Genomic DNA, 23,154 nt, shown 5'->3' on the forward strand with positions numbered 1-23,154 from the left:
GATTATCCTTCTATAACAATATTTGGGAAGTGAGCTTTAACACATTTAGTATAGTCACCCTCCGTAAATGCTGAGTATGGTGTTTGATAGCCAACTAATTTACAGGCAAACGATTTACCACCTGGGTTATCAGCATAATGATCAAAGTTTTGCTCCCAGTAAATCTCAGTAGCACCGGCACCATTAGCATCAAATTGCTTCATACCTTTACAACCCAGAACTTCAGTGCTTGGAATATTCAAGCCAAGATATTTCATAAAGTTACCATAATAGTCTATACGATTCATAGATTGAGCAACTTCTACACTACCACCACACTCTACACCACCATTAATGATTTGCGTAGTTACTCCAAACCCTGGTGTTAGGTTATTTGCTTTATCAGCAGCATTTGGTTGCCAAGTACCATCGATAACATGAAGCATAGATGGCTTTGGTGGCTGTGGGTATACAAAAAAGAATACTGCAGATGCCAAATTTAACCATGTATCAGCAACCATATCAGGATTATCCAGTAACACTCTTACATCACCAAACATAGCTTGTGAGAATGGCCCATAGTTATAATTATAACTTAGCTGTTTTGCACCACGTCCGAAGTAAGATTTGAAATCACCATTTTCAAACTTGCCACATGGCCAAGTTTGACCTTGCCATACATCTGGATTACACTCACCATTATAACCACCACGCATATTTTCATCCCATCCCATTTCACGTACATGGACTAAGCCTTGACGCCATTCTGGTACATCCCACCAACTAGTATGTCCGCCTGTTTCTTGAGTAAAGTGAGCAAACATAGTAGCTAGAGACTTGCGACAAATAGCATCTGAATCTCTACCATCTATGTAAGTACCACAGAATGCTGGGAATTTAGCCACTGTCTTTAGGAAGTTTTCATATGTATATTCTGGCGAACGTTCTGGGAACATATAATTCCATACACCTTCAGCAGATTTTGTTTCAATGGCATTATCTTTTATAGCTACTTCAGTGAATATTTTTTCAACTCTTTTAACATTATCAGGATTATTTGGGTTACCTGCAGTTACAGCTTCAACCACACTGTTATCTCTTGTCTTAATAGACTCTTTCACTTGGCTTAAAACTGTTCCACTTGTTAATTCAGCTTCTTTTGCATCAAGTTTAGCTTGAGTCGTAACATATTCATCAGAAGTTGGCTCATCAGGATCTGTAGGATCAACCGGCTCATCAGGATTGCTAGGATCGTATAAATCCCAAGCAGTCTCCCAAGCAGTACCAGAGCCTGGAGCATAAGCCCACCCAGCAGCGCTCGAACACCAAGCAGCGACACCAGCTTTACATTTGTATAATTTACCATCAGCAGAGACTATAGTACCACTTTCATATTTTGTACCAGCAACATAGTTCTGATAATCTCCACTTGGAGGATCAATCGGATCTACTGGGTCAATAGGGTCGACTGGATCCTCTGGATCTGTAGGATCAACAGGGTCGTCACTACCACCATTACCAACTGAAAAGCTTTCAACATTAAATACAGGAGCGCTTGGAGAGAAACTGAAGCTTGCAGTACTACCCGCTGTAACAATAGTTGGCTGACCACTCCATTGCTTAGAAGTAATCGATATAACTCCTCCATTTGACTGAGTCATACTAGCATTGCCGATACCCCAAATACTACCAACTTCTACACCATTGCTCAATTTAAATGAGATAGGATTTTCCTCTAGATTCGTATTTTTATCGCAGCTAAAAGTTATTTTACCTGTCCAACCTTTTTGTACATCTTCTAGTTTGCAATTAGCAAAAGCTAAAGATCCCATTAAAGTTAAGGTAAATGCTGATAAGATTTTTATCTTATTATTCATTTTTAGTTTCCTTATAATTTTTAAGATTATTTAATAATTATTAAGTAATTGTTATTACTTATTTAGCTCAAATATTTTTTATTTGAGTTGTGATTAATTATATATTAAGCATCGTGTGTGCGGGTATATTAGAATTTGATAAGGCTTGTTAAAAATTGATAAATGAATTCTAATAATTTAATGATTCAAATCAAAAATCTACTGCTGTTTTCTGGTGTGAATTATCTATATTGCGCGAAATATTAAGCTTATTATTTGATGTTTCTTAAATATATAAAGCTTTGACTTTATATTTTCTTATTGTACTATTTTTCTTACTCTCAGAGCGTTAAGCTTAGTGAGTGCTTCATCTTTAGTTATATTGTACATATTGGCATGTTGTTTTAAGCTCAAGCTATTAGGTCCAAATAGTTCAATCATATCAAACATTTTTAGTTGATGTTTAATTGCTGATATATCTACGTATAAATAATCCATATTTATTGATAGGATAGGGCACTTAGTAGCATTAATAAGTAGATATGAGTCATGATGAATTTCACAACCTAAACCATCGGCATAGCCAATATTTAAAATAGCTACAGTAGTATCTTTATTACAGAAATATTCATTACCATAGCTTATATATTCTCCTTTGGGGATATCTCTGATAGAGATAATACAAGCTTTAAGAGATAAGCTAAATTTGATTTCTTTAGGTTCTTGGTCATAGCCTAATACTGCCGAGCTAGAACGAATATACTCTTGTTGAAAATCGGTATCAAAAAGAGAAACTGGTGAGTTAGAAAAAGTATATTTAAGTTTGGTTTCTTCAGCTAACGAAAGAATTTTATCAATATATTTTTTAGATCTATCATAGCCATTATAGCCTGTTGGAATATGTGAGAATAATATTATGTTTGAAAATCCGGAAAATTTTAGCATATCAAGATGTTTTATAAAGTCATCTCTATAAAAACCAAATCTTCCCATACCACAATCAAAATCAAGCATAATTGGTTTTGACTTATCATCTTCATACTTTATATAGTCTTTGATTAGTAATTCATTACCAAGTATAGGAATAACATTTTTAGGTATTTTAAAGTCAAAGCATTCTGCATATATACCACTTAGGAAAATTATATCTTTTGTACAGTCTAAACTCTTTAAAACATAGTACTCTTCTATGCGAGCTATGCCGTAAGCATCAACTAGATCCTTGGTTACCTTATAGATGTTTTCTATACCTATGCCATAGGCATTAGCTTTGACGATAAACATTACTTTTGAGTGAGGATTTTTATTACGTAGATACTCAATATTTGACTTTACTAATTTGCTATTTATTTCTACTATAGGACTTAAATTCATAAAAGATCAATGTTGATGAAAAATAATCTATCTCTATTAATGTTAACAGGTTTGATAATTATATCAGTAGATTCTGTGAGAAATTTGCCTTCTTTAGCTGTATTTGGAGAGTATTTGCCATTATTTTTTATAATTGGTGTTGTATTTTTTCTTATACCTGTAGCATTTATTTCGGCTGAACTTAGTGCAAATTTTGTTGATCAGCATCAAAATGGAATCTTCCAATGGTGCTCTAAAGGAATTAGTGATAATGCCGGTATGTTTGCAATTTGGGCACAATGGAGTAGTAATGTAATCTGGTTTCCTGCTAGTTTGCTATTTATGTCATCAACTATATGCTCGGTGTTTGGTTTTGCCAGTCCTCTAGCTATCGCTAGTATTATGGTAACTTTGTATTTGTTAATAATGGCTATTAATCATTTTGGTGTCAAAGAATCTGCCATAGTATCGTTTATATGTATGATTCTTGGAGTAGTAATTCCTGTTTTAGTACTTTTTATATTTCTTGGTTTTTGGTTGGTAAAAGGGTATCCTCTGGAGCTTAGAGTATCACAGATATCATTTAACCTATCAGCACTGAAAGACATATCTGCATTAACGGTAGTTATTATTTCTTTTTTGGGGATAGAGTTATGTTCGGTATATGTTCCGATGCTAAAAGACCCTCAGAAGACATTTACGAGAGCAATTTTCTTAGCTGTAATATTTATTGTATTAATGATGTTTTTCGGAGCTTTGACTATAGCTTTTCTAATTCCAGCTGGTTCTATAAGTTTATATAATGGTCTTTTTGAGACTTTTAAAATTGGTTTTGAAAGGCTAGGCTTACCAGCTGCAATGCCTTTGATTAGTATTGGTTTGGTTTTAGGAGCATTTGGCTCGGCTATCAGTTGGGCTTTAAGTCCCGCTGTGAGTTTGCGCCAAGCTGCTGAAAGAGGCTACTTACCAAAGAGATTTTCTACAAATAATAATTATGGTGTTCCTAGTAATATTTTGTACATACAAGGGTTAATTGTTATTGGATTATCATTGACGATAACTATGGTGGATAATATGAACTCTTTTTATTGGGTGCTAATATCACTTAATACAGAAGTATATTTGACTATGTATATCTTGATGTTTTTAGCAGCTTTACGACTTAGAAGAACATCAAAAAAGACTATAATACACAATGAGCTAGTTTTTTATAGTTTATGTATTATGGGTATTTTAGGTATCTTAGTTGCCATGATAGCAGGATTTGTTATGCCGAAAAATTTGGTAAGTATAGATTCATTAACTTATGCAGGATTATATTTATGCGGATTTTTATTCGTTTGCTCATTATTTATGCTTTTTGTTTATTGGCGTAACAAGCATTTGAGAGATCCGTTATAGATTATTTACGAGTGTTTTTTGCAATTTCTTTGAGACTATCGTTAATCTTAAAAAGTACCATAAGTATTTCACAAAAAATTTTAGCGAAAATTGAACCAAAAATAATCTCTAGAATACCGGATAAAATATAACCCGAAAATATAGCTGCTAAACCGCTTAAACACACTCCAATAATACTAAGCCAAAAAATAAAAACGATAATCGTTGGTGTAATAAAATTCTCAAAGCTTATAAATTTTTTTAGAAAATTAGTAACAGGGTTATTATTTGACTGCGTAGATTGATTCATTTTTATCTCCTAGTTTTTTTGTTTAAAATTAAAATCTTATAATTTTTGAAATTTCCTTATTTAGCTCTGGTAGGAACATATATTTTAATAATGAGCGTAAAAAGTTTAGTTTTCTATAGTCTTTAGAATATATATTAAGATTGTCATACATCTTTGAAATACAAGCTTTTATCGAACTAGGAGTATAATTCATCAGTTTTGCTATTTGGCTATATTCTAGGTTGTGTTCAATTAGATATTTAAGAATACGGTATTCTTTAGATGTGAATTTCAATGTTTCAAAATAATATTTAAACTCAATTATTGGAGCATCATTGAGTGTGTAAATTCTACATTTGGTTAAATCATTATTTTCTAGAATCTTAATTCTGACCAAAATATAGTTTTTACCATCTTCATCATAAAATGGAATCTTCTCTGTTAGAATTGTTATTGGTTCAATACTTGTTTGATTTGCTAGAGATTCAGTCGAAAGATAATATGATTTTGAATCAATCGATATCTTCTCTCCTATAGCATAGTCATAGACATCATCTTTCCATAGGTCTATATCTTGATCTGATAGACCCTGTAGCTCTTTCAAACTAGCCACTCCTGTGCACTCTAAGAACATGCGATTACAAGTTATTACTTGTCCTTTAGCATTCTTTATAGCGTAACCAAAAGAGCTGTTTTTATTATCATTAACTACATCTATAGCTGTTTTAAGACTAATTAGCTTATCTACTAACATTTTTTAGCTATTCAAAATATTAATTTGACCTAGAGTTTAGCTAAAATGTTCGCTTATAACAAGCTAGGTAAGATGAGGATTTTAGTTAGATAATTGAGATATTTTAATCTTCAACAATATTATCTTTATTAGCTGTTTCTTTACAATATGCAACATAACGCTTATCAGTAACTATAATATAGAATATAGCCCCCACAATAGCATTAACTATATAGTTCTCAATAGGAGCTGTGGCACATATAAATATTATAAAAGGAAGTACTAGTATCATTAGAGTTTTGATACCGACACGTTTATATTCAAAAAAGCAGAATATAATAACCAGTACAGCGAGAATTACACCAAGATAAATATTTGACAGGATATCAACAGTATTTAATAGAAGAGTTAAAAGTACAAATACAACTAGGCCGAATATTCTTAGTTTAGGAGCAATAGCGCCCATACTAACAGGAGCCGCCATATAACCTATAATATTGAAACCCGTGACAAATAGCATCAAAGCAGCCCAGTTATCAGCAAACATTAAGAATACTGCACATAAAATAAAGTTAGCAATCAGTGATCTTCTCGAAATATTAACTTTTTGATTTATTTTCGCAAAAAATCTTGGCATTTGACCTTCAGCAGACATTGCATATAACATTCTAGAAGAAGCACCAAGATAACTGTAGCCAGTTGCAGAAGGACTAACAATACTATCAATGATTAGCAGTACTGCAATATATCCTAGTCCTATCATTGTCGCAACCTGTAGTAAAGGAGACTCAAAATCTAGTCCTGCCCAACCACCTCTTTCTATAAGATAGCTATGAGGTACAGCCTCCATAAAGGCATATTGTAAAGCAATATAGAGTATTAAAACTATTGTTAGTGATAATATTATTGCAATAGGAACATTTCTAGAAGGGTTTTTGATTTCACTACTGTAGGCAACAACTATTTGGAAGCCATTAAATGTATATACAAGTCCACCAGCGACAATTGCAGTAAGAGCATTGTAGGCTGTGAAATTATTATTAGGTATTTCTGGGGATAGTAAGCTATGATGTTCGCCACTATGTGTAAATGCGTAGATGATAAATATAAAAACTATAATTGCAGGTACTGTCATCTTAAATATGGTTATACCATTGTTAACACTTGATAATAGTTTTACACCGTAGAAGTTGATAATCAGATAAAGAAAAAGAATAAATAATGATAATATCATTCCATAAGTAGAGATTACTCCGCCGTCCATCAACCAGCTAAAACTTTTTAGCCCGGCCAAATATTGGGTAGTTGCTTGAGCCTCTGTAGAAATCATAACTACAACACCAAACCAGTTAGCAAATGAAAAAGGCATAGCAAAAAGGCTATTATGAGAGAGGGCGCTTGATCTTGTAGTAGCACCCCTTACTGGAAATACAGAAACAACTTTAGCTAGACATAGACCAACCATCATAATCATAATTGATGCTAGTACCCAAGCTAAGAAAGCCCAGTTTCCTGCTGCTTTTGCTGTAAGTTGAGCACTAAATAACCATCCAGAGCCAACCATTGATGTCACACCTATAAGTACCGCACTCATTAGTGACATTTTCTTCGAATTAATCGTCCCCATTATAAGTTTTCCTATTTTTAAAGAATACACAGGTAATTTAGAATATACACTTTAATGGAGCTATTTAGCAATAGAGTTATTTGGTAAACTGAAAAATTAGAAGGTAAAGTTTTTGCTAATACCAGTATAAAATCCTGCTGGACTATTTTGACCTTGAAGGTTGACTTGATAAGGAGAAGAGTTTGTTTTAATAGGTTGATATTGTTGATTATAGAGTGGACCATAGTTACTAACATAGGGGCTTAGATTTTTATCATACTTGAAGTCTGGTTGTTCTGTAGACCCTGTATAAGGGTAGGTTGATGGGATTGCAGTTGCTAGATTTATGCTAAGTAAGTATGAAAAGAGTAAGAGTAGTTTATATTTGGGTGTCATCTAGCACTATCTTTAAATTGAGTAAAATAGTAAATTTAATGGAGAAAAGTGTAATGTCTCTCTAAAGGGATTATCAACTTTCTTAATATATTTTTTTATCATTCTATAGTGAATATTATTGACTTTCTCTAATGGCTTAAGCTTTTTGCTCAAGCTTATCTTTTTGTAGTGTTGCAACCATTGATTAGCTATATTTCTAAAATCATCTTTAGTCATAGTTGGTGCAATCTTATTATCAAAAGAAATTTGATTATAAAAATGTTTAGGCATACAGAAAATATGTCTTATTATTTCATTATTAATATTAACTTGTCTAATCAAAGATTCATCAATTGCTGCAAAATCATTTAGATATGTAGCTTTCAAAGTTTCTATACCCAAAAAATTATTAGATATGTGCTGATTAAAATCTCTCTCTGTAGCGCTACTACTATCTATAGATGTACCTATATCATCTGCTAAATGTTTGTATAAAATTTTAGCATCAAAAACTTCAGCTAATCTTTTTAGTTGAGGAGACGAAATATTTTTATCATTATTTAAGTTATTTACCTCTTTTAGCCACCAATTCATTTTTTCATTGGCAATCTCTAAATTGTTATATAGCTCTGTGCATGAAATAATTTGAGACTTTATCTGATCTAGTAAATAAAGTATTTGTTGTTTATCAGTATCCAATTTACGATATGCAAAGTACATCACAGACCCATATGGAGGCAGTTTCTCATTAGGATAGTTAAAATAGTTATACTGCATATTTATACCTTTTTGAATGCGACAATATAATTAACATCAGTACCTTTACCAAGTTTAAAACTGTCAGTTATAGGATTGTAGTGTACGCCGATTATTTCCAGAGCACTAAAACCATATTTTTCAGCTGTTTTTATAAGCTCATAAGGTTTAATAAATTTAGCGTATTGGTGTGTTCCCTGAGGTACCATTTTTAAGATGTGTTCAGCAGCAACTATAGATAATAGATAAGACTTAATATTTCTATTTAGTGTTGATGCAAAAAATAGACCATCTTTTTTGATAAGCTTTGAAATAGAGGCAATAATGCTTTCAGGATCTGGGACATGTTCTAACATTTCCATACAAGTTATAACATCAAATTGAGTATCATTATTGGTAATAAAATCTTCAATAGTGGAACTTATATATTCTATTTCAAGATTATTTAGTTTTGCATGCTCTTTAGCCACATTAATAGCTTGTGAGGAAGCATCTAATCCACAAACATTATTTGTCTGATTCTTCAAAGATTCAGTTAGAATTCCTCCGCCACAACCAACATCAATTATTTTTTCATTACTCAGATTAGTAAATTTTTTTATAAACTCTAATCTTAGGGGATTCACCTGGTGTAGAGTTTTTAGTTCACCTTTTGGATTCCACCAATCACTAGCTAAACGAGAAAATTTATCAACTTCATTACTATCAATATTACTCATAGTTAATATTCTTTTATTATGTATATATTTTTTAAATAATACCAAAGATATAATATCTAAGAAAATTTTTATTAGAGTTTTTGGTGTTAATTTACTATAATAGGCTCTGTATATTTTTGCCAACCTGAAATAAGAGACTAATTTTAATGAAATTTAATGTTAAAAATATTTTAATGCTATCTGTTATTGGAGTAACTTTAGGTAGTTGTTCTAGTATGAAAGCAACTAAAGATAATAGAGATCCTTTTGAGAGCTATAACAGATCTATGTATGCTTTTAATGACAAAGCTTACGATACTTTGACTCCAGCAGCAAATGCGTATGATACTGTTGTTCCAGATTCATTCAAGAGTGGTATATTCAATATATTCCAAAACTTAGCAGAGCCAGCAAGAATCGTGAATGATTTATTCCAAGGTGAAATAGATTATGCAGGTGATGATAGTGTGAGATTTTTGACAAATACTACTTTAGGTTTAGCTGGTTATTTTGATGTTGCTGATAGCTGGTTTGATAAGCCAATGAGATATCATCAAAGCTTCGCTGTTACTTTACATAAATGGGGTGTGTATGATGATAATGAAGCATCTCCTTATGTAGTGTGGCCTCTGATTGGTCCAGGTACATTAGAGGATGTTACAACAGGTGTTGATGCACTATTTAACCCATTAACATATATATTCTTCTTTGCCCCTGTTGCACCAGCTATTTCTTGGGGTGTAAGTGTTGGTACGACTGGTACATATTATGTAAACCAAGGTGTATCATACTTACCTTCTTATTCGAATTTGAAAGAAGTATCTGTAGATCCATATATAGCAATGAGGAATGCTTATTTACAAAGTTATGACTATGGCATAGCTAAGGTTCTTAAGCAAGATTTACGTAAAGACGATGCGGCACTTCAGACTGATATGGCTGTATTAGGTGTACTAGGAATGGATAGTGAGAATGTAGAAGGTAAGATTGCTAGCACAGGTTCTGCTGCGACTAAGTCTTCAGAGCCACCAGTTATATTCAAAAGTAATATTGGTACGGTTAATAAAGCTACTCAAGTTCAAGAGGCCTTCGATCAAAGTTACTCAACTGATAGTAGTGCTCTTGATTTGGCTAATGTTGATAAAGATGACACTATCGAAACAGAGTCTGAAAAGCTTCAAACTAAAATTAATGATGCTAAGGCAGATCTGCCAGGCGATGCAGATTCACCAGCTTCGACTATACAAACTCTTGCAGAGCAAGGTTAATTCTTTACAGTCATAGAGATTTTTCTGCTAATGTCATAAGTTTATCTCTATTCTCGCCTTTTAACTGCAGAGACATACATCTAACTGATCCTCCAAGCTTAGAAATTTCAGTGCAGTTAATAGGGATTATATTTTTTGTAGTAATCTTCTCCATCTGGCTTATAGCTACCATGTCGGTGTTTATATCATACTGTGGAAGATATATGTTATTATTAGTGACTAGCATATTTACATATAGCCCAAACGCTGATCCAAAATTTTTGTCGTAAGTAGTAGATTCACAATGTGAAGTAACTATCTCTGAGATATTAACATTAGGTAAAGCATTAGATATATCAGATTTTAGTTTGGTTGTGTATCTCCTATCTTGATAAGTATTAATTATAACGTTATCTTTATTGATAAAACTTACTATTCCATCAGAATGTTGTAAGCCATATGGCTCATCAGGCTATATAAATGCGACTCTATCAAAACCAAGAGCTAAGAGTTTCTTCGTTGCTTGTAAAATATTTAATTTATTATCAACAAGAAATTTCTTACTAAGAATGGCATCACCATAATAGTTATCAACTAGATTTCCGCCATCATTTAGTAGATCGGTTTTGATAAAGGAAAGTTTAGATTTGTTTGCTAATTTAAGAAATTGATATTGAGTATTGTCAGCAAGCTTTTGTGCATTTTTCGATACTCCCTGTCCAGCAGCAGTGTATCTAAACATGATAGGTTTATGAGGGTTTGTTATCGTAAAGTCTCGCATCCATATATCATGCATTGGGAAATCTAATACTCGATTTTTACCTAATGACTCGCTATATGTAGACATATTAGACTTATTAGTAAGTATGATAACATCATCTTTACTAGCTAAAATCTTCTTGGCATATTCTATCTGAAAGCTAATTATTTATTTTTTAAATTTTTTATAATAATTTGAAATTGGTGCTGCTAAAACGATAAGTTCATTGCTCTCTTTATAATGGTCTGTCATTAATCTTTTAGTATAGTAATATTATTAGGATTTAAGTATAGAGGAATATTGGCTTTGACTTAAGTTTTTAAGAGCGGGTGTAATAAATATTACTTAGCTTCATCTGTAGCAATAGTTTTCATTGCAATGGCATGAAGCTCGCCAGAAAGAATATATTCATTTATTTTAGAATAAACTAACTGCTGTCTTTTAACTTTACTTTTCATATCGTTAAAATCATCGGCAATTATAGTCGCTGAGAAATGTACATTGTCATCGCTTTGGATGTCAGCGTTACAGTTTGTTAGTGAGTTTTCTAAAATGTCTTTAAGTTGTTCTTTTGTCATATTTTCTCCCAATATTACTAAATTAAGTACTCTTCTAGTATAGTATCTGCGCCGTGAACTTTAGCTAGAGAAAATGTTTTCTGATCAATGTTTTCTAGCTTTAGTTGTATACTATTTCTTTTGGCATATTTTATATATTCAATTATGAGTGATAAACCGGAACTATCAATTTTTGTACATGGTGAAAAATCGATAATCCATATAATGTCTAGCTTAGTTAGATCCTTTTTGTATGTCTTATAGAGTTGTGAAACTGTTTTTAGAGTCAATTCTGATTCTATAATCCATTTATTATTATTTATTGCTATCATTCTATACTTTGAAGATTATAGTTCTTGTCCAAAAGTTTTGGATATGTCTTTTCTTTAATTTTTTGAGTAACTTTTTTAGCGGCTTCTGTCATTTCTGGAACAGTTTTATAGGCTGCAAATTGTTGTTGGTATGTTCTTAGAATACTTACACCTGCAACATCAAAGTCATATATATGCCATTGATTATCTTTTTGGAACATTTTCACTGCAAAGTCAGAGCTTTGATTGTTATCAATGTTAGTAATTTTACCATTTACTACAACTATTGGTTTTTTCTCCCAACTATTGTCATCCTTGTTGAACGGGAATAGAGTTAACTTGTATTTGCCTGCGTATGCCACATTTTTGGCATACATAAATGCTAACATCTCTGTTGCTGAACGTATAAATTGTTTTTGTTCCTCTGGAGTTGCTTGTTTCCATTTTGGTGTGCCAACTACAAGCTGAGCAATTACTTTGGGTGCAACTATTGGAATAATTTCTGCATCGACAAGACGTAACAATTTATAAGGATCTTGCTTGTACTCTTCAGCATTCTTGATTAGCTTATCTTGAGTTTTTACTATAGTTCTGTTGAGCATATCAACTGGGTTCTCTATAGCCCAAGCACTTGATATAGTTAACACCATAATCATAAATAAGATTGAAATTTTACGTAGCATAGTCAGTTTTCCTAGATTTAATTTACCAGCATAGATTTTAATACAAAAATAATATATTTTAAAGTAGCAAATCTTATCACTTGCCTTTATCGTCATCCTTTCCTGCTACGAAGGTGTTTATTAATGATCCTAGATCTAAAGCAGATTGCGTGTTTTCAAGCTCTATTACACTGCCTTGATGTAAGTACTTATCTTGCTCAGAGTTACTTTCGGTATCACCAATACCTGCTATAGACATTATATCTTCACTAGGTGGAGTTAGTGCAACATAGTTATCTCCTAAAATGCCTGACATTGCTACTGCAGCAGAGTAGTTGGCAGGAATTTTCTTATCGCTATTTATTGTGATAGTGACTGCAGCCATAAAGCCGTTATAAGTTTTTTCTAATGAAATTTTTGTAACTCTACCTACTTCTACACCAGCAATTTTTACAGAGGCATTTGTGCGTAGGGATCCTACATTTTTAAAATCTGCTTCAATTGAGTATTCGTTTGATCCAAATGATTTAAAAGATGTTCCACTTACCTTAAATGTTAAAAATACAAGGCATAAAACACCTATGATAATAAAAATTCCTACAGAGGTTTCAAAATGTTTGTTCCTCATTAAATTCCTCCAAACATAATCGATGTTAAAATTAGATCTGCACCTAAGACACTCATACAGCAGTATACAACAGTTTTTGTAGTAGCTTTAGCAATACCATTTGAGTCAGCGATACAGTAGTAGCCTTGGTATAGCGCTATCCATGCAGTTATAAATGCAAAAACAAGGCTCTTGATAATACCATTTGTAATATCTGAAATTGTGACAGATGATTGGATATTGCTCCAGAATTCCCCATAACTGATTCCTAATCCAGCCTCTGCAAGTACGAACCCAGCAAGTATTGCAACAGTTGCAAAGATAAGTGCTAAGATTGGTCCGCTAATTACACATGCCCAGAATCTTGTGGATAGTATAAAGCTAATAGGATTAACATTCATAACTTTTAAGCTATTGATTTGATCTGTTGCTTTCATTAATCCAATTTCAGATGTGATCGAGCTACAAGCTCGTCCAGCAAAAAGCATAGCAGTAACTACAGGACCAAGTTCTCTTAGAACACTTAAAGCAACCATTACACCTAGTAGTGAGTGAGCTCCAAATTTTGATAGTGTATAATAGCCTTGTAGACTTAATACTAGTCCTATAAAAATTCCAGATGTAACTATAATAATAATAGAGTTTACACCAACAGCTTTTATCTGTGTTATGCAATCTCTTATGTTTAGTTTACTGAAAATTATTCTTAATATAAGATCAACAGATCTTAACAAGTTATACGATAGAGAGATTGTAAGTTTATATATATTACTAAAAGCTAACATGGTTCACCTTAAAATCTCATTGTAAAAGAAGTTTTTATCTACTGATTTTTTATCTCTATTTTCTAGAGGTCTACCAGCCAAGAAGTCTTGTATTTGCTTATCTTTACTATTTTTTATATTTTCAGGCGTATCGCTAGCTATGACTTTTTTGTTACCTACTATAATAATATGATCAGAGATACTTAATGACTCTTGTATATCATGAGAGACGATTAAAGAAGTCATTCCTAATGATTCATTTAGTGTAGAAATAAGTTCTAATAATTTGTTAAAAGAGGCTGGGTCCTGGCCTGTGAATGGCTCATCATACATCATGATGTCAGGATCCATAGCTATCGATCTTGCAAGCGCGACTCTACGAGCCATTCCTCCAGATAGTTCACTTGGCATCATATCAACTGTGTGTGCTAGCCTAACAGCTTGAAGTTTTAATAAAACGATATTATGAATTAATTCTTCACTAAGGTTTGTATTTTTTCGTAGTGGAAAAGCAATATTATCATAGACACTTAGGTGTGTAAAAAGAGCCCCTGATTGAAAGAGAAACCCCATTTTCTTGCGTAGTTTGGCTAATTGTTTCTCTCGTGTGCTTTTGCTGATAATAGAATTATCAATATAGATATTACCTGAATCAGGTTTTATTAGCCCTGCAATGAGTTGTAAGATAGTTGTTTTCCCAGCTCCGGATGGCCCTAAGATTGTAGTTATTTTGTTAGATGGTATTAAGAATGAAATATCATCATAAATACAGCGCTCATCTCTATAAAAGGAAACATTCCTAAACTCAATATTACTCATTATAAAATAATAGACTAATTAAAAGGAATATTAACTTCTATTGTTGAATTCTTGCTACTATCTTCAACTTTTATATCAATGTCACGAATATTATCTTCGGATAAAGCGACATATTTTTTAACAACTTCAATGATTTCATCTTTAAGTTCAGCGAGTAAATGACTACTGATTTTTGAAGATCTTGGATGCAACTCATTTCTTTGATGTGCAACAATGATTTGAAGTCTTTCTTTTGCTAAAGAGGCGCTCTGTTGTTTTTTGCCTAATCCAAAAAGTTTAGCTAACATAGTTACGATTTACCTATTAATTTTTTAAAGAAACCAGTTTTTTGCTCTGTGTATCTCATTGGTATATCTTTACCAAGAATTCTATCTACTGCATCAAAGAATGCTTTGGCAGCTATAGTATCGTCAAGATGAGTTACAGGATGGCCGCTATTTGAAGCTTCTAGAATATCTTTAGATTCTGGAATTATTCCTACGATAGGAGTATATAGTATCTCACTAACATCCTCAGCCCTTAGCATTGCTCCAGCTTTTGCTCTAGCTGAATCATATCTATTCAGAAGTAGATGAATTTCTTTAAACTCACCTTCTTTTTGTGCCTTTAGAGTTTTGCTAGATAGCATTCCTAATATTCTATCAGAGTCTCTTACAGATGAAACCTCAGGGTTAGTTACTATAATTGCAGCATCTGCACATCTCATAGCCATTAAAGAACCTTTTTCAATACCTGCTGGCGAGTCACAAATAATTATATCGAAAGATTGTTTTAATTCTTCGACTACTCTATCTACACCTTCTTCAGTAAGAGCATCTTTATCTCTAGTTTGTGAAGCAGGTATAAGATATAAGTTATCAATTCTCTTATCTTTGATAATAGCCTGGTTTATAGTAGCTTCTTCTCTTACAACATTTATCAAGTCATAAACAACTCTTCTTTCACAACCCATAATAAGATCGAGGTTTCTTAAACCAACATCGAAATCAATAACAACTGTTTTAAGGTTTCTTCTTGCGAAAGCGTATGCAATAGCTGCACTAGAAGTTGTTTTACCAACGCCGCCTTTACCTGAAGTAACTACGAAAACCTTACCTTGTTTTTTTTCACTCATTTTAGTTTAAGCCTCTTATTTTTAATTACTTTAAAAACCTTCTATATGGATTTTATCATCTTGTAGATATACTATATACCCATCAGTTTTGGAACTATCAACAGGTATACTTTCATTGTTGAGTGTAACATATTTTCCTGCGATAGAGACTAATTCTGCTTTTAGGTCTTTACATACTATTTTAGCATCTTTGTTTCCTGAGCTGCCAGCAATTACTCTACCACCAACCCTGCCATATACAATAATACTACCATCGGCTATAATCTCAGCACCATTATTAACATTTGCCGTGACAATCACATCTGCATCTCGGGCATTAATAGACTGACCAGTACGCACAGGAGAGGTAATTATTTTTGTTGAATAGGATTGTTTAGCCTCATCAATAGCTGCTTCTTTGGCTTTACCACTTTTAAGAATATTGTGACCAGACTTGGCTAGTTGGGTTTTTATCTCTTTGTTATCAACTACAAAGCCTATTGGAACCATACCATTGTTTTTGAATGATTCTATAACTTTCTCTAAAAAATTGAGAGAACACTTTTCACTTTTATCTATATCGCGAATATCAATCGCAAAAGGAGTATTTTGGAAAAAAGATGGTGACTGCGAGAGTTTTGAGTTGAGTAAACTCTCAATCTGTGTAATTTCAGTTACATTAATATTAATGGCACTGATAGTATAGTTACCACCTTTAAAATGAAAAGCTTGCTTCATGTGTAAGGCCTTAAAAGTTTAAGAATATATTATTTCTATTTGATCTTAGCTTCTTTATACATTACATGTTTGCGAACTACAGGATCAAACTTTTTAATTTCCATTTTGTTTGGCATTTCTCTTTTATTTTTAGTAGTAGTGTAGAAGTGTCCAGTCTTAGCAGAAGATACTAATCTAATCTTTTCTCTCATTTTTCTTATTCCTCTTTATACAAAGCTTAATTAAATTTTGTGACCTTGAGCTCTTAGGTCAGCAAGAACGGCATCAATACCTTTTTTATCAATAATTCTCATACCTTTTGAGCTAACTTTTAGCTTGATATACTTATTTTCACTTTCAACCCAAAATCTATGAGTGTGAAGATTAGGCAAAAATCTTCTTCTTGTTTTGTTTTGTGCGTGAGAAACATTATTACCAGTAGCAGGTCTTTTACCTGTAACTATACAAACTTTAGACATTTAGAAACCCTCCCTGGGCAAATTTATTTATTATTTTTATACAATATCTCGATGATTTTATTATTTTTTGTCCAAAAAGTAAACTAGTAATATAAATAAGTTTTACTGTTTTGCTTATGGCTCTAGACTTTGGTGTTTATACAAGAGGAGTTCCTCCTGCTTGAGCAGAGTCTTGAATGTTATTGTTATAGGTGAAGTTATTCTCTCCTTCATATCCCTCGGCTGGAGTTGGATTAACATGTTTTGATGGAGCGCTTGGGTCATTATCTATCTTGTCATCACTGTTGCTTGATGATGAACTTTGTTGTTTTGATTTGTTCATCATGCTAGAGCCTGAAATGGCAATTGTAGAACCTGAGCTTGCATTTTTTTCATCTGGTAAGTATAAGGCTCCAGTTTGACCACAAGCAGTTAATCCTAAAATTGATGCGATTGAAATAGTAATTAATAATTTTCTCTTCATGATGTTTATATTTTTTAGTTATAAGTTGCTTATTCAAATTTAACAATAAATGGTACTATTAGCAATTGAATTGTTAATTTAACTTTTGAGATGTTAAAATTCAGTTTAGTCGACTTTCTAGTTTAAAAGTTTATGCAATTTAATGAAGTCAAAGGTGTTGGTGAGGCAACTATTAAAGCGCTAGCTAAATATAATCTGTATAATCCGGATGACCTTTTGACAATCTTCCCTAAAGAGTACAAAGATACTCGTTTTGTCAGCACCATAAGTTCTTTGGTGGAAGATAAGAAGTATCTCATTGAGGGTAGAATAACCAATTTAACATACAAGAAGTTTGGTAAGAAATTCTTACGCTTTGTAGTAAATGATGAGACTGGAATTTGTACTATTGTAATGTTTAAATTTTACCCTAATCAAATAGTTGCACTTGAAAATGCTGAATATGTGCGTTGCTATGGTAAAGTCGATTTATCTTTGAGTCCACAAATGGTTCATCCAGAATGGGCAGTTATAAAAGATGGTGTGTGTGCTATCAAAAAAGAGTTTTCACCAGTTTATCGGTTAAAAAAGGTCTCTGATAAAGTGGTGTCTAGAATAATTTTATCTTGCCTTAAAAGTAAAAGTGTTGCAGATATTTTACCAAGACAGCTATTGCGTGGATTTGGTTTGATGAGTTTTAGTGATGCCTTGTATTATGTCCATGCTCTTACAGATTCTATAGATGACAAATTTATAAATATTGCTAGATCTTCTATAAAGTTTGAAGAAATGCTTGCCTACAAACTTGCTGAGGAGAGTATTCGTAAAAGCATAATAAATAGTAGTGCTCCAAGATTGTCTTTAGAAGAGTCTCAGCAAAATGAATTTTATAAAAAGTTACCTTATCAATTAACCCAAGCTCAGCAACGTACAATCACAGAGATTTTAGCGGATATAAGTCAATCAAGTGCAATGATAAGGCTTCTGCAAGGTGATGTTGGTGCTGGTAAAACAATTGTGGCAGCTATGGCTGTATATACTGCAGTTAAGTCAGGATATCAAGCAGTTGTGATGGCGCCTACAGAGATTTTAGCTGAGCAACATTATAGTTTTTTTGCATCATATATGGCAGATTTGGATATTGAGGTTGTACCACTATTAGGTAAGTTAACTGCAAAGCAAACTAGAGAAAGTTTAGAGATTATTAAGTCTAAAAAAGATTGTGTTATTGTCGGAACTCATGCTGTGTTTCAAGAGCGTGTTGAGTATTGTAATTTGGGTCTGGTAGTTGTTGATGAGCAACATAGGTTTGGTGTTGAGCAGCGTTTAGCTTTAATTAATAAATCATCTCTAAACGATAGGCATTTGGTGCCTCATCAGCTCATAATTTCAGCTACACCTATTCCTAGAACTCTAGCGATGACTCTGTATGGAAATTTGCAATTATCAATACTTGATGAGTTACCGCCTAATCGTAAGCCTATAGTAACAACGGTCTTAAATAGAGCTAAAAAACAAAGTTTAATAGGTAAGGTTAAAGAAGCAGTATCTCGTGGCGAACAAGTATATTGGGTTTGTCCTTTGGTTGAAGAGTCTGAAAATATGGACTTTTTACAGGATGTCAAAACTTTACATAAAGAACTAGCAGAAGCTTTAGGACAGGAAAATGTAGGTCTTGTATACGGCAGCATGAAATCAAAAGATAAAATACAAGAGATGAGTGATTTTAAAGCCAAAAAGTACAAGGTATTGGTTGCCACTACAGTGATTGAGGTTGGGGTAGATGTGCCAAATGCGAGTATTATGATTATCGATAATGCCGAAAGATTAGGTATATCTCAGCTTCATCAGCTAAGAGGAAGAGTCGGTAGAGGGGCAAAGGAGAGTTATTGTATACTGCTTTATAGTGATAGGATAAGTGAAGTTGGCAAGAAAAGACTATCGCTTGTAAGAGAGTCGCAAGATGGTTTTTATTTGGCTGAGAAAGATCTCGAGATACGCGGAGCGGGAGATATCTTAGGTAAAGAGCAGTCAGGAGTTTCAACATTTAAGACTTTTGATATAAATGAGTATTATGATAATTATGATAAAATATCTGGTGTTACAGCTATAGTAGAAAGTGAATATCCACATCTAAAAAAGAAATTGGTGGATAAGTGGTTTAAGCAAAGAGTAAATTACGTGGATGTGTGATTATTATGTTATTGGCTAGTGTGGTTGCAATTTTAATTGGTTTGATAGCTACGGTGGTAGTTGTTAGGACATTGTATAAGCATAGTGTTAGGAAAGGAACACTTAAATCTAAGAAAGATAAAGTTATTAATGGAGTTATCGTTGGTTTAGTGTTTTTTTGTGTAAGTAGTTTCTCATATGTGCTAATCATAAATATTTGAGGCTTACTTGGTTGCTTTAAGAACTATAGCAAATGGATATAATAAGATTATAAACTTAAAAAATATTCGCTAATATTGGTATAATAAAGGTGAATATTGTATTTAAAAACAAGAGGATTAGCTAATGGCTGTTATCAAGACAGAAGATCTAATAAATAGTGTTGCAGAAGCATTGCAGTATATTTCATATTATCACCCGAAAGATTTTATTGATGCAATGTATGAAGCGTACCAACGTGAGGAATCAAAGCCAGCAAAAGACGCGATGGCACAGATTCTTATCAATTCAAGAATGTCTGCTATGGGTAAGCGTCCAATCTGTCAAGATACAGGTATGGTGTGTGCGTTTGTAAAAGTTGGTATGGATGCTAAGCTTGATAAAACTGATAGAACAATTACAGAGCTTGTTAATGAGGGAGTGCGTCGTGGCTATAATGATCCACATAACCCTTTGAGAGCATCTATGGTTTTTCCACCTCATGGAGCTAGAAAAAATACAAAAGATAATACACCAGCAATTGTACATATTGATTTGGTTCATGGTGATAAGATTGAGATTGATATCGCTGCAAAAGGTGGTGGATCTGAGTTTAAGTCAAAATTTAAAGTTTTAAATCCTAGTGATAGCATTATCGACTGGGTAGAAGAGATGCTTCCACAGATGGGAGCAGGTTGGTGTCCACCAGGAATTATTGGTATTGGAATTGGTGGTACAGCTGAGAAAGCTATGCTTCTTGCAAAAGAATCTCTAGGTGAAGAGATTAATATGCAAGATATCATCAAAAATGGTCCTCAAAATGAGACTGAGCAACTAAGATTAGATATTTATAATCGTGTCAATGCTCTTGGTATAGGTGCTCAAGGTCTTGGTGGTTTGACAACCGTGCTTGATGTTAAGGTTAATGAATACCCAACTCACGCAGCATGTAAGCCTGTAGCTCTTATTCCTAACTGTGCGGCTACTCGTCATGTACATTTCACATTAGATGGTTCTGGGGCTGTTGATTTGCCAGCACCTAAGATCGAAGATTGGCCAGTAATCGAGCAAGCACAAAATTATGATGTTAAGAAAATCAATCTTGATACAGTTACTAAAGAAGAAATCGAAGCTCTTAGGTCTGGTGATAATGTTTTATTGACAGGTAAGATCTTGACTGGTCGTGATGCGGCGCATAAGCGTTTACAGGATATGTATAATGCTGGCGAAGAATTCCCTGTAGATCTTAAAGGTAGATTTATCTATTATGTAGGTCCAGTTGATCCAGTTGGTGATGAAGTTGTTGGCCCTGCTGGTCCTACTACAGCTACGCGTATGGATAAATTTACACCATTTATGTTAGAGAAAGCTGGTATTGCTGGTATGATTGGTAAATCAGAAAGAGGTCAGGCTACTATTGACTCTATTGCAAAAAATAAGGCTGTTTATTTTATGGGAGTAGGTGGTGCTGCTTACCTAATCTCTAAATCAATCAAGAAAGCGGAAGTTGTCGCTTTTGAAGACCTTGGTATGGAAGCTATTTATGAGTTTGAAGTAGAAGATATGCCAGTAACTGTTGCTGTAGACTCTCTTGGTGTTTCAGCGCATCAGCAAGGTCCTAAGCTTTGGAAAGCTAAGATTGCTGAAATCAAAAAAGGTTAATTCTATTTGTATCATTCTGTATATTGTGTAAATTTTTATTATATATTTACATATTCAGTAGTTTAGTCATTTTTTATTTTTCTAAGGTATAGTAAGTAATCGATTTATGATGTCTTAATGTTCAATGAATTAGAATTTAGTGACAAGTATTATAGTGATAATACCAGTATATGTGTGGTATATTAAATCTATAACTCTTTTCATTTTTGATAGTTTAGGGAGCAAGATATGAAAAAAATGTTATTAATGTTGCTATTGGCTTCTCCAGTACTTATTTTTGCTGCAGATAGTGCAACAGATTCGAATACAAATGTAGATAATCAACAAGCAAAGCAACAAAAATTTGAGGCTAAAAAGCAACGAATTCTTAAAATGTTGCAAGAAAAACAAGCCTGTGTAGAAAAAGCCAATTCAAAAAATGATTTAAAGAAATGTAAAGTCCATGGTGGTAAAAAACATAAAAACAAAAAAGATTAATTTATAGTAGGTTTTGATTTTTTGGTATAACGAGTTTTTGTTAAGTTGTAATTTCTATTAAATTTTGTTCTGGGTCAAGTACACAGCTTTCATAATATCCATCGCCTGTAGTTCTAGGTTCTCCGGTAATCTTAAAACCATCACTTCTTAGTTGTTCTGTTAGTTGATTTACTTTTTCTTTAGATCCTACTGATATGGCAAGATGAATTAAACCAAATCTTTCTGTATTATCGAGATTTAAATTGTTCATGTTTTTTGAGTGCATAATTTCTAATCTTGCTCCAGATTCAAAAGATAAGAAATAAGAAGAAAAGCCTTTTATGGGGTTTATATATTTATCATTTGGTTTTGCATTAAAGTATTTACAATAAAAATCTTTCATTGATTCAATATCTTTAACCCAAATTGCAATATGTTCTATTCTTATATATTGTGATTCCTTTATTGCATTGTAAATAACACTGTAGCTAAGTTTAGCCATTAATCTTAAGTTGTATATGTGATATATTTTACTTTATTTGCTTTGAAAAAATAAATTGATGCATAAAGATAAAATATTTGAGTTTATAAAGAAAGTCCAAGCAATATCACATACAGGTGTTGTTTACTCTAAATGTCCATATGCTTTGGATAATTACCATGAACTACTAGAGTTAAGTTCAAAAATGTTACATGAGTATATCAAATCTGATGTACAACCTTATGATATATACAGGGATATGTATTATCCAACACCACAGCCAGGTGTGCGAGTGGTTATTTTTCAAAATAATAAACTTCTAATGGCTGAAGATGCTGATACTCCAAGTGAATGGACTATTCCAGGTGGTTGGTGTGATATTGATCTTTCGCCAGTTGAAACATGTATCAAAGAGGTTAAAGAAGAAACGGGCTATGATATTAAAGTGACTAAATTTTTAGCGCTCATGGATAGAAATAATTATACTCAAAGTGAAATTTATAATGTTTACAGTTTGGTATTTGTAGCAGAAATTGTAGGTGGCGAGAATAGCCCAAATTTTGAGGTTAATAAGGTAGATTTTTTTGATATTAATGAGTTACCAAAATTATCGCATAAACTTACAAAAGAAGAGCTTGATATTATTCTAAAAGTATATGATGAAGACTCGGTCTATTTTGAGTAAAATTTTTGATTGTGGGT

At 32.9% G+C, this 23,154-nt stretch carries 28 protein-coding genes and 1 pseudogene; 7 read left to right on the forward strand and 22 right to left on the reverse strand.

The genetic code is table 11. The features are described from left to right. Positions 1-2 precede the first annotated feature (2 nt). On the reverse strand, positions 3-1,856 hold the full coding sequence (locus FQ699_RS07415; protein ID WP_146421775.1) for a chitinase: 1,854 nt from the start codon (positions 1,854-1,856) through the stop codon (positions 3-5). 297 nt (positions 1,857-2,153) lie between these two features. After that, on the reverse strand, positions 2,154-3,209 hold the full coding sequence (alr, locus tag FQ699_RS07420) for an alanine racemase (RefSeq protein WP_146421776.1): 1,056 nt from the start codon (positions 3,207-3,209) through the stop codon (positions 2,154-2,156). Positions 3,210-3,224: 15 nt separating this feature from the next. Here alr and FQ699_RS07425 point away from each other — a divergent pair, with 15 nt between their 5' ends. Further along, a complete protein-coding gene (locus tag FQ699_RS07425; protein WP_146421777.1) occupies positions 3,225-4,589 on the forward strand; it encodes an APC family permease in 1,365 nt (454 codons plus the stop codon). A gap of 1 nt (position 4,590) precedes the next feature. Here the strand turns inward: FQ699_RS07425 and FQ699_RS07430 are convergent, their stop codons facing one another. The 6 genes from FQ699_RS07430 to ubiG form a co-directional block, all read right to left on the reverse strand. Next, positions 4,591-4,878 carry a DUF4282 domain-containing protein gene (locus FQ699_RS07430; protein ID WP_013922120.1) on the reverse strand — a complete coding sequence of 96 codons (288 nt, stop codon included), beginning with the start codon at positions 4,876-4,878 and terminating at the stop codon, positions 4,591-4,593. Between the two features lie 28 nt (positions 4,879-4,906). After that, positions 4,907-5,611, reverse strand: a complete 705-nt coding sequence (locus FQ699_RS07435; RefSeq protein WP_146421778.1) for a hypothetical protein — start codon at positions 5,609-5,611, stop codon at positions 4,907-4,909. A gap of 103 nt (positions 5,612-5,714) precedes the next feature. Next, a complete protein-coding gene (locus FQ699_RS07440) occupies positions 5,715-7,217 on the reverse strand; it encodes an APC family permease (protein WP_146421779.1) in 1,503 nt (500 codons plus the stop codon). 96 nt (positions 7,218-7,313) lie between these two features. Continuing rightward, entirely contained in the window at positions 7,314-7,592 is a 279-nt protein-coding gene (locus tag FQ699_RS07445) for a hypothetical protein (RefSeq protein WP_146421780.1), read from the reverse strand. Between the two features lie 12 nt (positions 7,593-7,604). Further along, positions 7,605-8,348 carry a hypothetical protein gene (locus FQ699_RS07450; protein ID WP_146421781.1) on the reverse strand — a complete coding sequence of 248 codons (744 nt, stop codon included), beginning with the start codon at positions 8,346-8,348 and terminating at the stop codon, positions 7,605-7,607. A gap of 2 nt (positions 8,349-8,350) precedes the next feature. Then, on the reverse strand, positions 8,351-9,046 hold the full coding sequence (gene ubiG, locus FQ699_RS07455) for a bifunctional 2-polyprenyl-6-hydroxyphenol methylase/3-demethylubiquinol 3-O-methyltransferase UbiG (RefSeq protein ID WP_146421782.1): 696 nt from the start codon (positions 9,044-9,046) through the stop codon (positions 8,351-8,353). A 146-nt stretch (positions 9,047-9,192) separates the two neighbouring features. Here ubiG and FQ699_RS07460 point away from each other — a divergent pair, with 146 nt between their 5' ends. Then, a complete protein-coding gene (locus FQ699_RS07460) occupies positions 9,193-10,293 on the forward strand; it encodes an MlaA family lipoprotein (RefSeq protein ID WP_013922125.1) in 1,101 nt (366 codons plus the stop codon). Between the two features lie 10 nt (positions 10,294-10,303). Here FQ699_RS07460 and FQ699_RS09810 read toward each other — a convergent pair. The 13 genes and pseudogenes from FQ699_RS09810 to lptM form a co-directional block, all read right to left on the reverse strand. After that, positions 10,304-11,200, reverse strand: a pseudogene (locus tag FQ699_RS09810) (agmatine deiminase family protein). 173 nt (positions 11,201-11,373) lie between these two features. Further along, positions 11,374-11,610, reverse strand: a complete 237-nt coding sequence (locus FQ699_RS07475) for a BolA/IbaG family iron-sulfur metabolism protein (protein WP_013922127.1) — start codon at positions 11,608-11,610, stop codon at positions 11,374-11,376. A 17-nt stretch (positions 11,611-11,627) separates the two neighbouring features. Then, positions 11,628-11,921 (reverse strand): STAS domain-containing protein, encoded by a 294-nt coding sequence (locus tag FQ699_RS07480; RefSeq protein ID WP_146421785.1) that lies wholly within the window; start codon positions 11,919-11,921, stop codon positions 11,628-11,630. After that, positions 11,918-12,583, reverse strand: coding sequence for an MlaC/ttg2D family ABC transporter substrate-binding protein (locus FQ699_RS07485; RefSeq protein WP_013922129.1), 666 nt, complete (start codon positions 12,581-12,583; stop codon positions 11,918-11,920). Before FQ699_RS07485 ends, FQ699_RS07480 begins: the two co-directional genes overlap by 4 nt. A gap of 76 nt (positions 12,584-12,659) precedes the next feature. Further along, complete coding sequence (mlaD, locus tag FQ699_RS07490; RefSeq protein WP_146421786.1) at positions 12,660-13,190, reverse strand: outer membrane lipid asymmetry maintenance protein MlaD; 531 nt, start codon at positions 13,188-13,190, stop codon at positions 12,660-12,662. Beyond that, complete coding sequence (locus tag FQ699_RS07495; RefSeq protein WP_013922131.1) at positions 13,190-13,954, reverse strand: MlaE family lipid ABC transporter permease subunit; 765 nt, start codon at positions 13,952-13,954, stop codon at positions 13,190-13,192. The genes mlaD and FQ699_RS07495 overlap by 1 nt, the downstream gene beginning before the upstream one ends. A 3-nt stretch (positions 13,955-13,957) precedes the next feature. Then, positions 13,958-14,752, reverse strand: coding sequence for an ABC transporter ATP-binding protein (locus FQ699_RS07500; RefSeq protein WP_146421787.1), 795 nt, complete (start codon positions 14,750-14,752; stop codon positions 13,958-13,960). A gap of 14 nt (positions 14,753-14,766) precedes the next feature. Continuing rightward, complete coding sequence (gene minE / locus FQ699_RS07505; RefSeq protein WP_012279974.1) at positions 14,767-15,039, reverse strand: cell division topological specificity factor MinE; 273 nt, start codon at positions 15,037-15,039, stop codon at positions 14,767-14,769. A 2-nt stretch (positions 15,040-15,041) separates the two neighbouring features. Next, complete coding sequence (minD, locus tag FQ699_RS07510) at positions 15,042-15,866, reverse strand: septum site-determining protein MinD (RefSeq protein ID WP_013922133.1); 825 nt, start codon at positions 15,864-15,866, stop codon at positions 15,042-15,044. A gap of 30 nt (positions 15,867-15,896) precedes the next feature. Further along, positions 15,897-16,583, reverse strand: a complete 687-nt coding sequence (gene minC, locus FQ699_RS07515; RefSeq protein ID WP_013922134.1) for a septum site-determining protein MinC — start codon at positions 16,581-16,583, stop codon at positions 15,897-15,899. A 35-nt stretch (positions 16,584-16,618) separates the two neighbouring features. Further along, the gene (gene rpmG, locus FQ699_RS07520) at positions 16,619-16,774 is read right to left on the reverse strand and encodes a 50S ribosomal protein L33 (RefSeq protein ID WP_004286519.1); all 156 of its coding nucleotides are present in this window, start codon (positions 16,772-16,774) and stop codon (positions 16,619-16,621) included. A gap of 30 nt (positions 16,775-16,804) precedes the next feature. Then, positions 16,805-17,041: a 50S ribosomal protein L28 gene (gene rpmB / locus FQ699_RS07525; protein ID WP_013922135.1), complete on the reverse strand. Its 237-nt coding sequence runs from the start codon at positions 17,039-17,041 to the stop codon at positions 16,805-16,807. 136 nt (positions 17,042-17,177) lie between these two features. Then, a complete protein-coding gene (gene lptM, locus FQ699_RS07530; protein WP_146421788.1) occupies positions 17,178-17,504 on the reverse strand; it encodes an LPS translocon maturation chaperone LptM in 327 nt (108 codons plus the stop codon). A gap of 132 nt (positions 17,505-17,636) precedes the next feature. Here lptM and FQ699_RS07535 point away from each other — a divergent pair, with 132 nt between their 5' ends. The 4 genes from FQ699_RS07535 (at position 17,637) to FQ699_RS07550 (ending at position 21,992) form a co-directional block, all read left to right on the forward strand. Beyond that, positions 17,637-19,676 (forward strand): ATP-dependent DNA helicase RecG, encoded by a 2,040-nt coding sequence (locus FQ699_RS07535; RefSeq protein ID WP_146421789.1) that lies wholly within the window; start codon positions 17,637-17,639, stop codon positions 19,674-19,676. A gap of 5 nt (positions 19,677-19,681) precedes the next feature. Then, the gene (locus FQ699_RS07540; RefSeq protein ID WP_044525612.1) at positions 19,682-19,876 is read left to right on the forward strand and encodes a hypothetical protein; all 195 of its coding nucleotides are present in this window, start codon (positions 19,682-19,684) and stop codon (positions 19,874-19,876) included. A gap of 124 nt (positions 19,877-20,000) precedes the next feature. Next, positions 20,001-21,515 (forward strand): fumarate hydratase, encoded by a 1,515-nt coding sequence (locus FQ699_RS07545; RefSeq protein WP_146421790.1) that lies wholly within the window; start codon positions 20,001-20,003, stop codon positions 21,513-21,515. A 228-nt stretch (positions 21,516-21,743) separates the two neighbouring features. Further along, the gene (locus tag FQ699_RS07550; RefSeq protein WP_146421791.1) at positions 21,744-21,992 is read left to right on the forward strand and encodes a hypothetical protein; all 249 of its coding nucleotides are present in this window, start codon (positions 21,744-21,746) and stop codon (positions 21,990-21,992) included. Between the two features lie 40 nt (positions 21,993-22,032). On the opposite strand, the gene FQ699_RS07555 is transcribed toward FQ699_RS07550, so the two are convergent. After that, positions 22,033-22,473 (reverse strand): VOC family protein, encoded by a 441-nt coding sequence (locus tag FQ699_RS07555; protein WP_224728120.1) that lies wholly within the window; start codon positions 22,471-22,473, stop codon positions 22,033-22,035. Between the two features lie 58 nt (positions 22,474-22,531). On the opposite strand from FQ699_RS07555, the gene FQ699_RS07560 reads away from it, so the two are divergent. Further along, the gene (locus FQ699_RS07560; RefSeq protein ID WP_146421792.1) at positions 22,532-23,137 is read left to right on the forward strand and encodes an NUDIX hydrolase N-terminal domain-containing protein; all 606 of its coding nucleotides are present in this window, start codon (positions 22,532-22,534) and stop codon (positions 23,135-23,137) included. Positions 23,138-23,154 lie beyond the last annotated feature (17 nt).

Source organism: Francisella salimarina, from assembly GCF_007923265.1.
Classification (GTDB): Bacteria; Pseudomonadota; Gammaproteobacteria; order Francisellales; family Francisellaceae; genus Francisella; species Francisella salimarina.

What these genes read in the sequence shown, in the direction of transcription:
- FQ699_RS07415 (WP_146421775.1), bottom strand. Translation starts at nt 1,856, where the DNA reads ATGAATAATAAGATAAAAATCTTATCAGCATTTACCTTAACTTTAATG.
- alr (WP_146421776.1), bottom strand. Translation starts at nt 3,209, where the DNA reads ATGAATTTAAGTCCTATAGTAGAAATAAATAGCAAATTAGTAAAGTCA.
- FQ699_RS07425 (WP_146421777.1), top strand. Translation starts at nt 3,225, where the DNA reads ATGAAAAATAATCTATCTCTATTAATGTTAACAGGTTTGATAATTATA.
- FQ699_RS07430 (WP_013922120.1), bottom strand. Translation starts at nt 4,878, where the DNA reads ATGAATCAATCTACGCAGTCAAATAATAACCCTGTTACTAATTTTCTA.
- FQ699_RS07435 (WP_146421778.1), bottom strand. Translation starts at nt 5,611, where the DNA reads ATGTTAGTAGATAAGCTAATTAGTCTTAAAACAGCTATAGATGTAGTT.
- FQ699_RS07440 (WP_146421779.1), bottom strand. Translation starts at nt 7,217, where the DNA reads ATGGGGACGATTAATTCGAAGAAAATGTCACTAATGAGTGCGGTACTT.
- FQ699_RS07445 (WP_146421780.1), bottom strand. Translation starts at nt 7,592, where the DNA reads ATGACACCCAAATATAAACTACTCTTACTCTTTTCATACTTACTTAGC.
- FQ699_RS07450 (WP_146421781.1), bottom strand. Translation starts at nt 8,348, where the DNA reads ATGCAGTATAACTATTTTAACTATCCTAATGAGAAACTGCCTCCATAT.
- ubiG (WP_146421782.1), bottom strand. Translation starts at nt 9,046, where the DNA reads ATGAGTAATATTGATAGTAATGAAGTTGATAAATTTTCTCGTTTAGCT.
- FQ699_RS07460 (WP_013922125.1), top strand. Translation starts at nt 9,193, where the DNA reads ATGAAATTTAATGTTAAAAATATTTTAATGCTATCTGTTATTGGAGTA.
- FQ699_RS07475 (WP_013922127.1), bottom strand. Translation starts at nt 11,610, where the DNA reads ATGACAAAAGAACAACTTAAAGACATTTTAGAAAACTCACTAACAAAC.
- FQ699_RS07480 (WP_146421785.1), bottom strand. Translation starts at nt 11,921, where the DNA reads ATGATAGCAATAAATAATAATAAATGGATTATAGAATCAGAATTGACT.
- FQ699_RS07485 (WP_013922129.1), bottom strand. Translation starts at nt 12,583, where the DNA reads ATGCTACGTAAAATTTCAATCTTATTTATGATTATGGTGTTAACTATA.
- mlaD (WP_146421786.1), bottom strand. Translation starts at nt 13,190, where the DNA reads ATGAGGAACAAACATTTTGAAACCTCTGTAGGAATTTTTATTATCATA.
- FQ699_RS07495 (WP_013922131.1), bottom strand. Translation starts at nt 13,954, where the DNA reads ATGTTAGCTTTTAGTAATATATATAAACTTACAATCTCTCTATCGTAT.
- FQ699_RS07500 (WP_146421787.1), bottom strand. Translation starts at nt 14,752, where the DNA reads ATGAGTAATATTGAGTTTAGGAATGTTTCCTTTTATAGAGATGAGCGC.
- minE (WP_012279974.1), bottom strand. Translation starts at nt 15,039, where the DNA reads ATGTTAGCTAAACTTTTTGGATTAGGCAAAAAACAACAGAGCGCCTCT.
- minD (WP_013922133.1), bottom strand. Translation starts at nt 15,866, where the DNA reads ATGAGTGAAAAAAAACAAGGTAAGGTTTTCGTAGTTACTTCAGGTAAA.
- minC (WP_013922134.1), bottom strand. Translation starts at nt 16,583, where the DNA reads ATGAAGCAAGCTTTTCATTTTAAAGGTGGTAACTATACTATCAGTGCC.
- rpmG (WP_004286519.1), bottom strand. Translation starts at nt 16,774, where the DNA reads ATGAGAGAAAAGATTAGATTAGTATCTTCTGCTAAGACTGGACACTTC.
- rpmB (WP_013922135.1), bottom strand. Translation starts at nt 17,041, where the DNA reads ATGTCTAAAGTTTGTATAGTTACAGGTAAAAGACCTGCTACTGGTAAT.
- lptM (WP_146421788.1), bottom strand. Translation starts at nt 17,504, where the DNA reads ATGAAGAGAAAATTATTAATTACTATTTCAATCGCATCAATTTTAGGA.
- FQ699_RS07535 (WP_146421789.1), top strand. Translation starts at nt 17,637, where the DNA reads ATGCAATTTAATGAAGTCAAAGGTGTTGGTGAGGCAACTATTAAAGCG.
- FQ699_RS07540 (WP_044525612.1), top strand. Translation starts at nt 19,682, where the DNA reads ATGTTATTGGCTAGTGTGGTTGCAATTTTAATTGGTTTGATAGCTACG.
- FQ699_RS07545 (WP_146421790.1), top strand. Translation starts at nt 20,001, where the DNA reads ATGGCTGTTATCAAGACAGAAGATCTAATAAATAGTGTTGCAGAAGCA.
- FQ699_RS07550 (WP_146421791.1), top strand. Translation starts at nt 21,744, where the DNA reads ATGAAAAAAATGTTATTAATGTTGCTATTGGCTTCTCCAGTACTTATT.
- FQ699_RS07555 (WP_224728120.1), bottom strand. Translation starts at nt 22,473, where the DNA reads ATGGCTAAACTTAGCTACAGTGTTATTTACAATGCAATAAAGGAATCA.
- FQ699_RS07560 (WP_146421792.1), top strand. Translation starts at nt 22,532, where the DNA reads ATGCATAAAGATAAAATATTTGAGTTTATAAAGAAAGTCCAAGCAATA.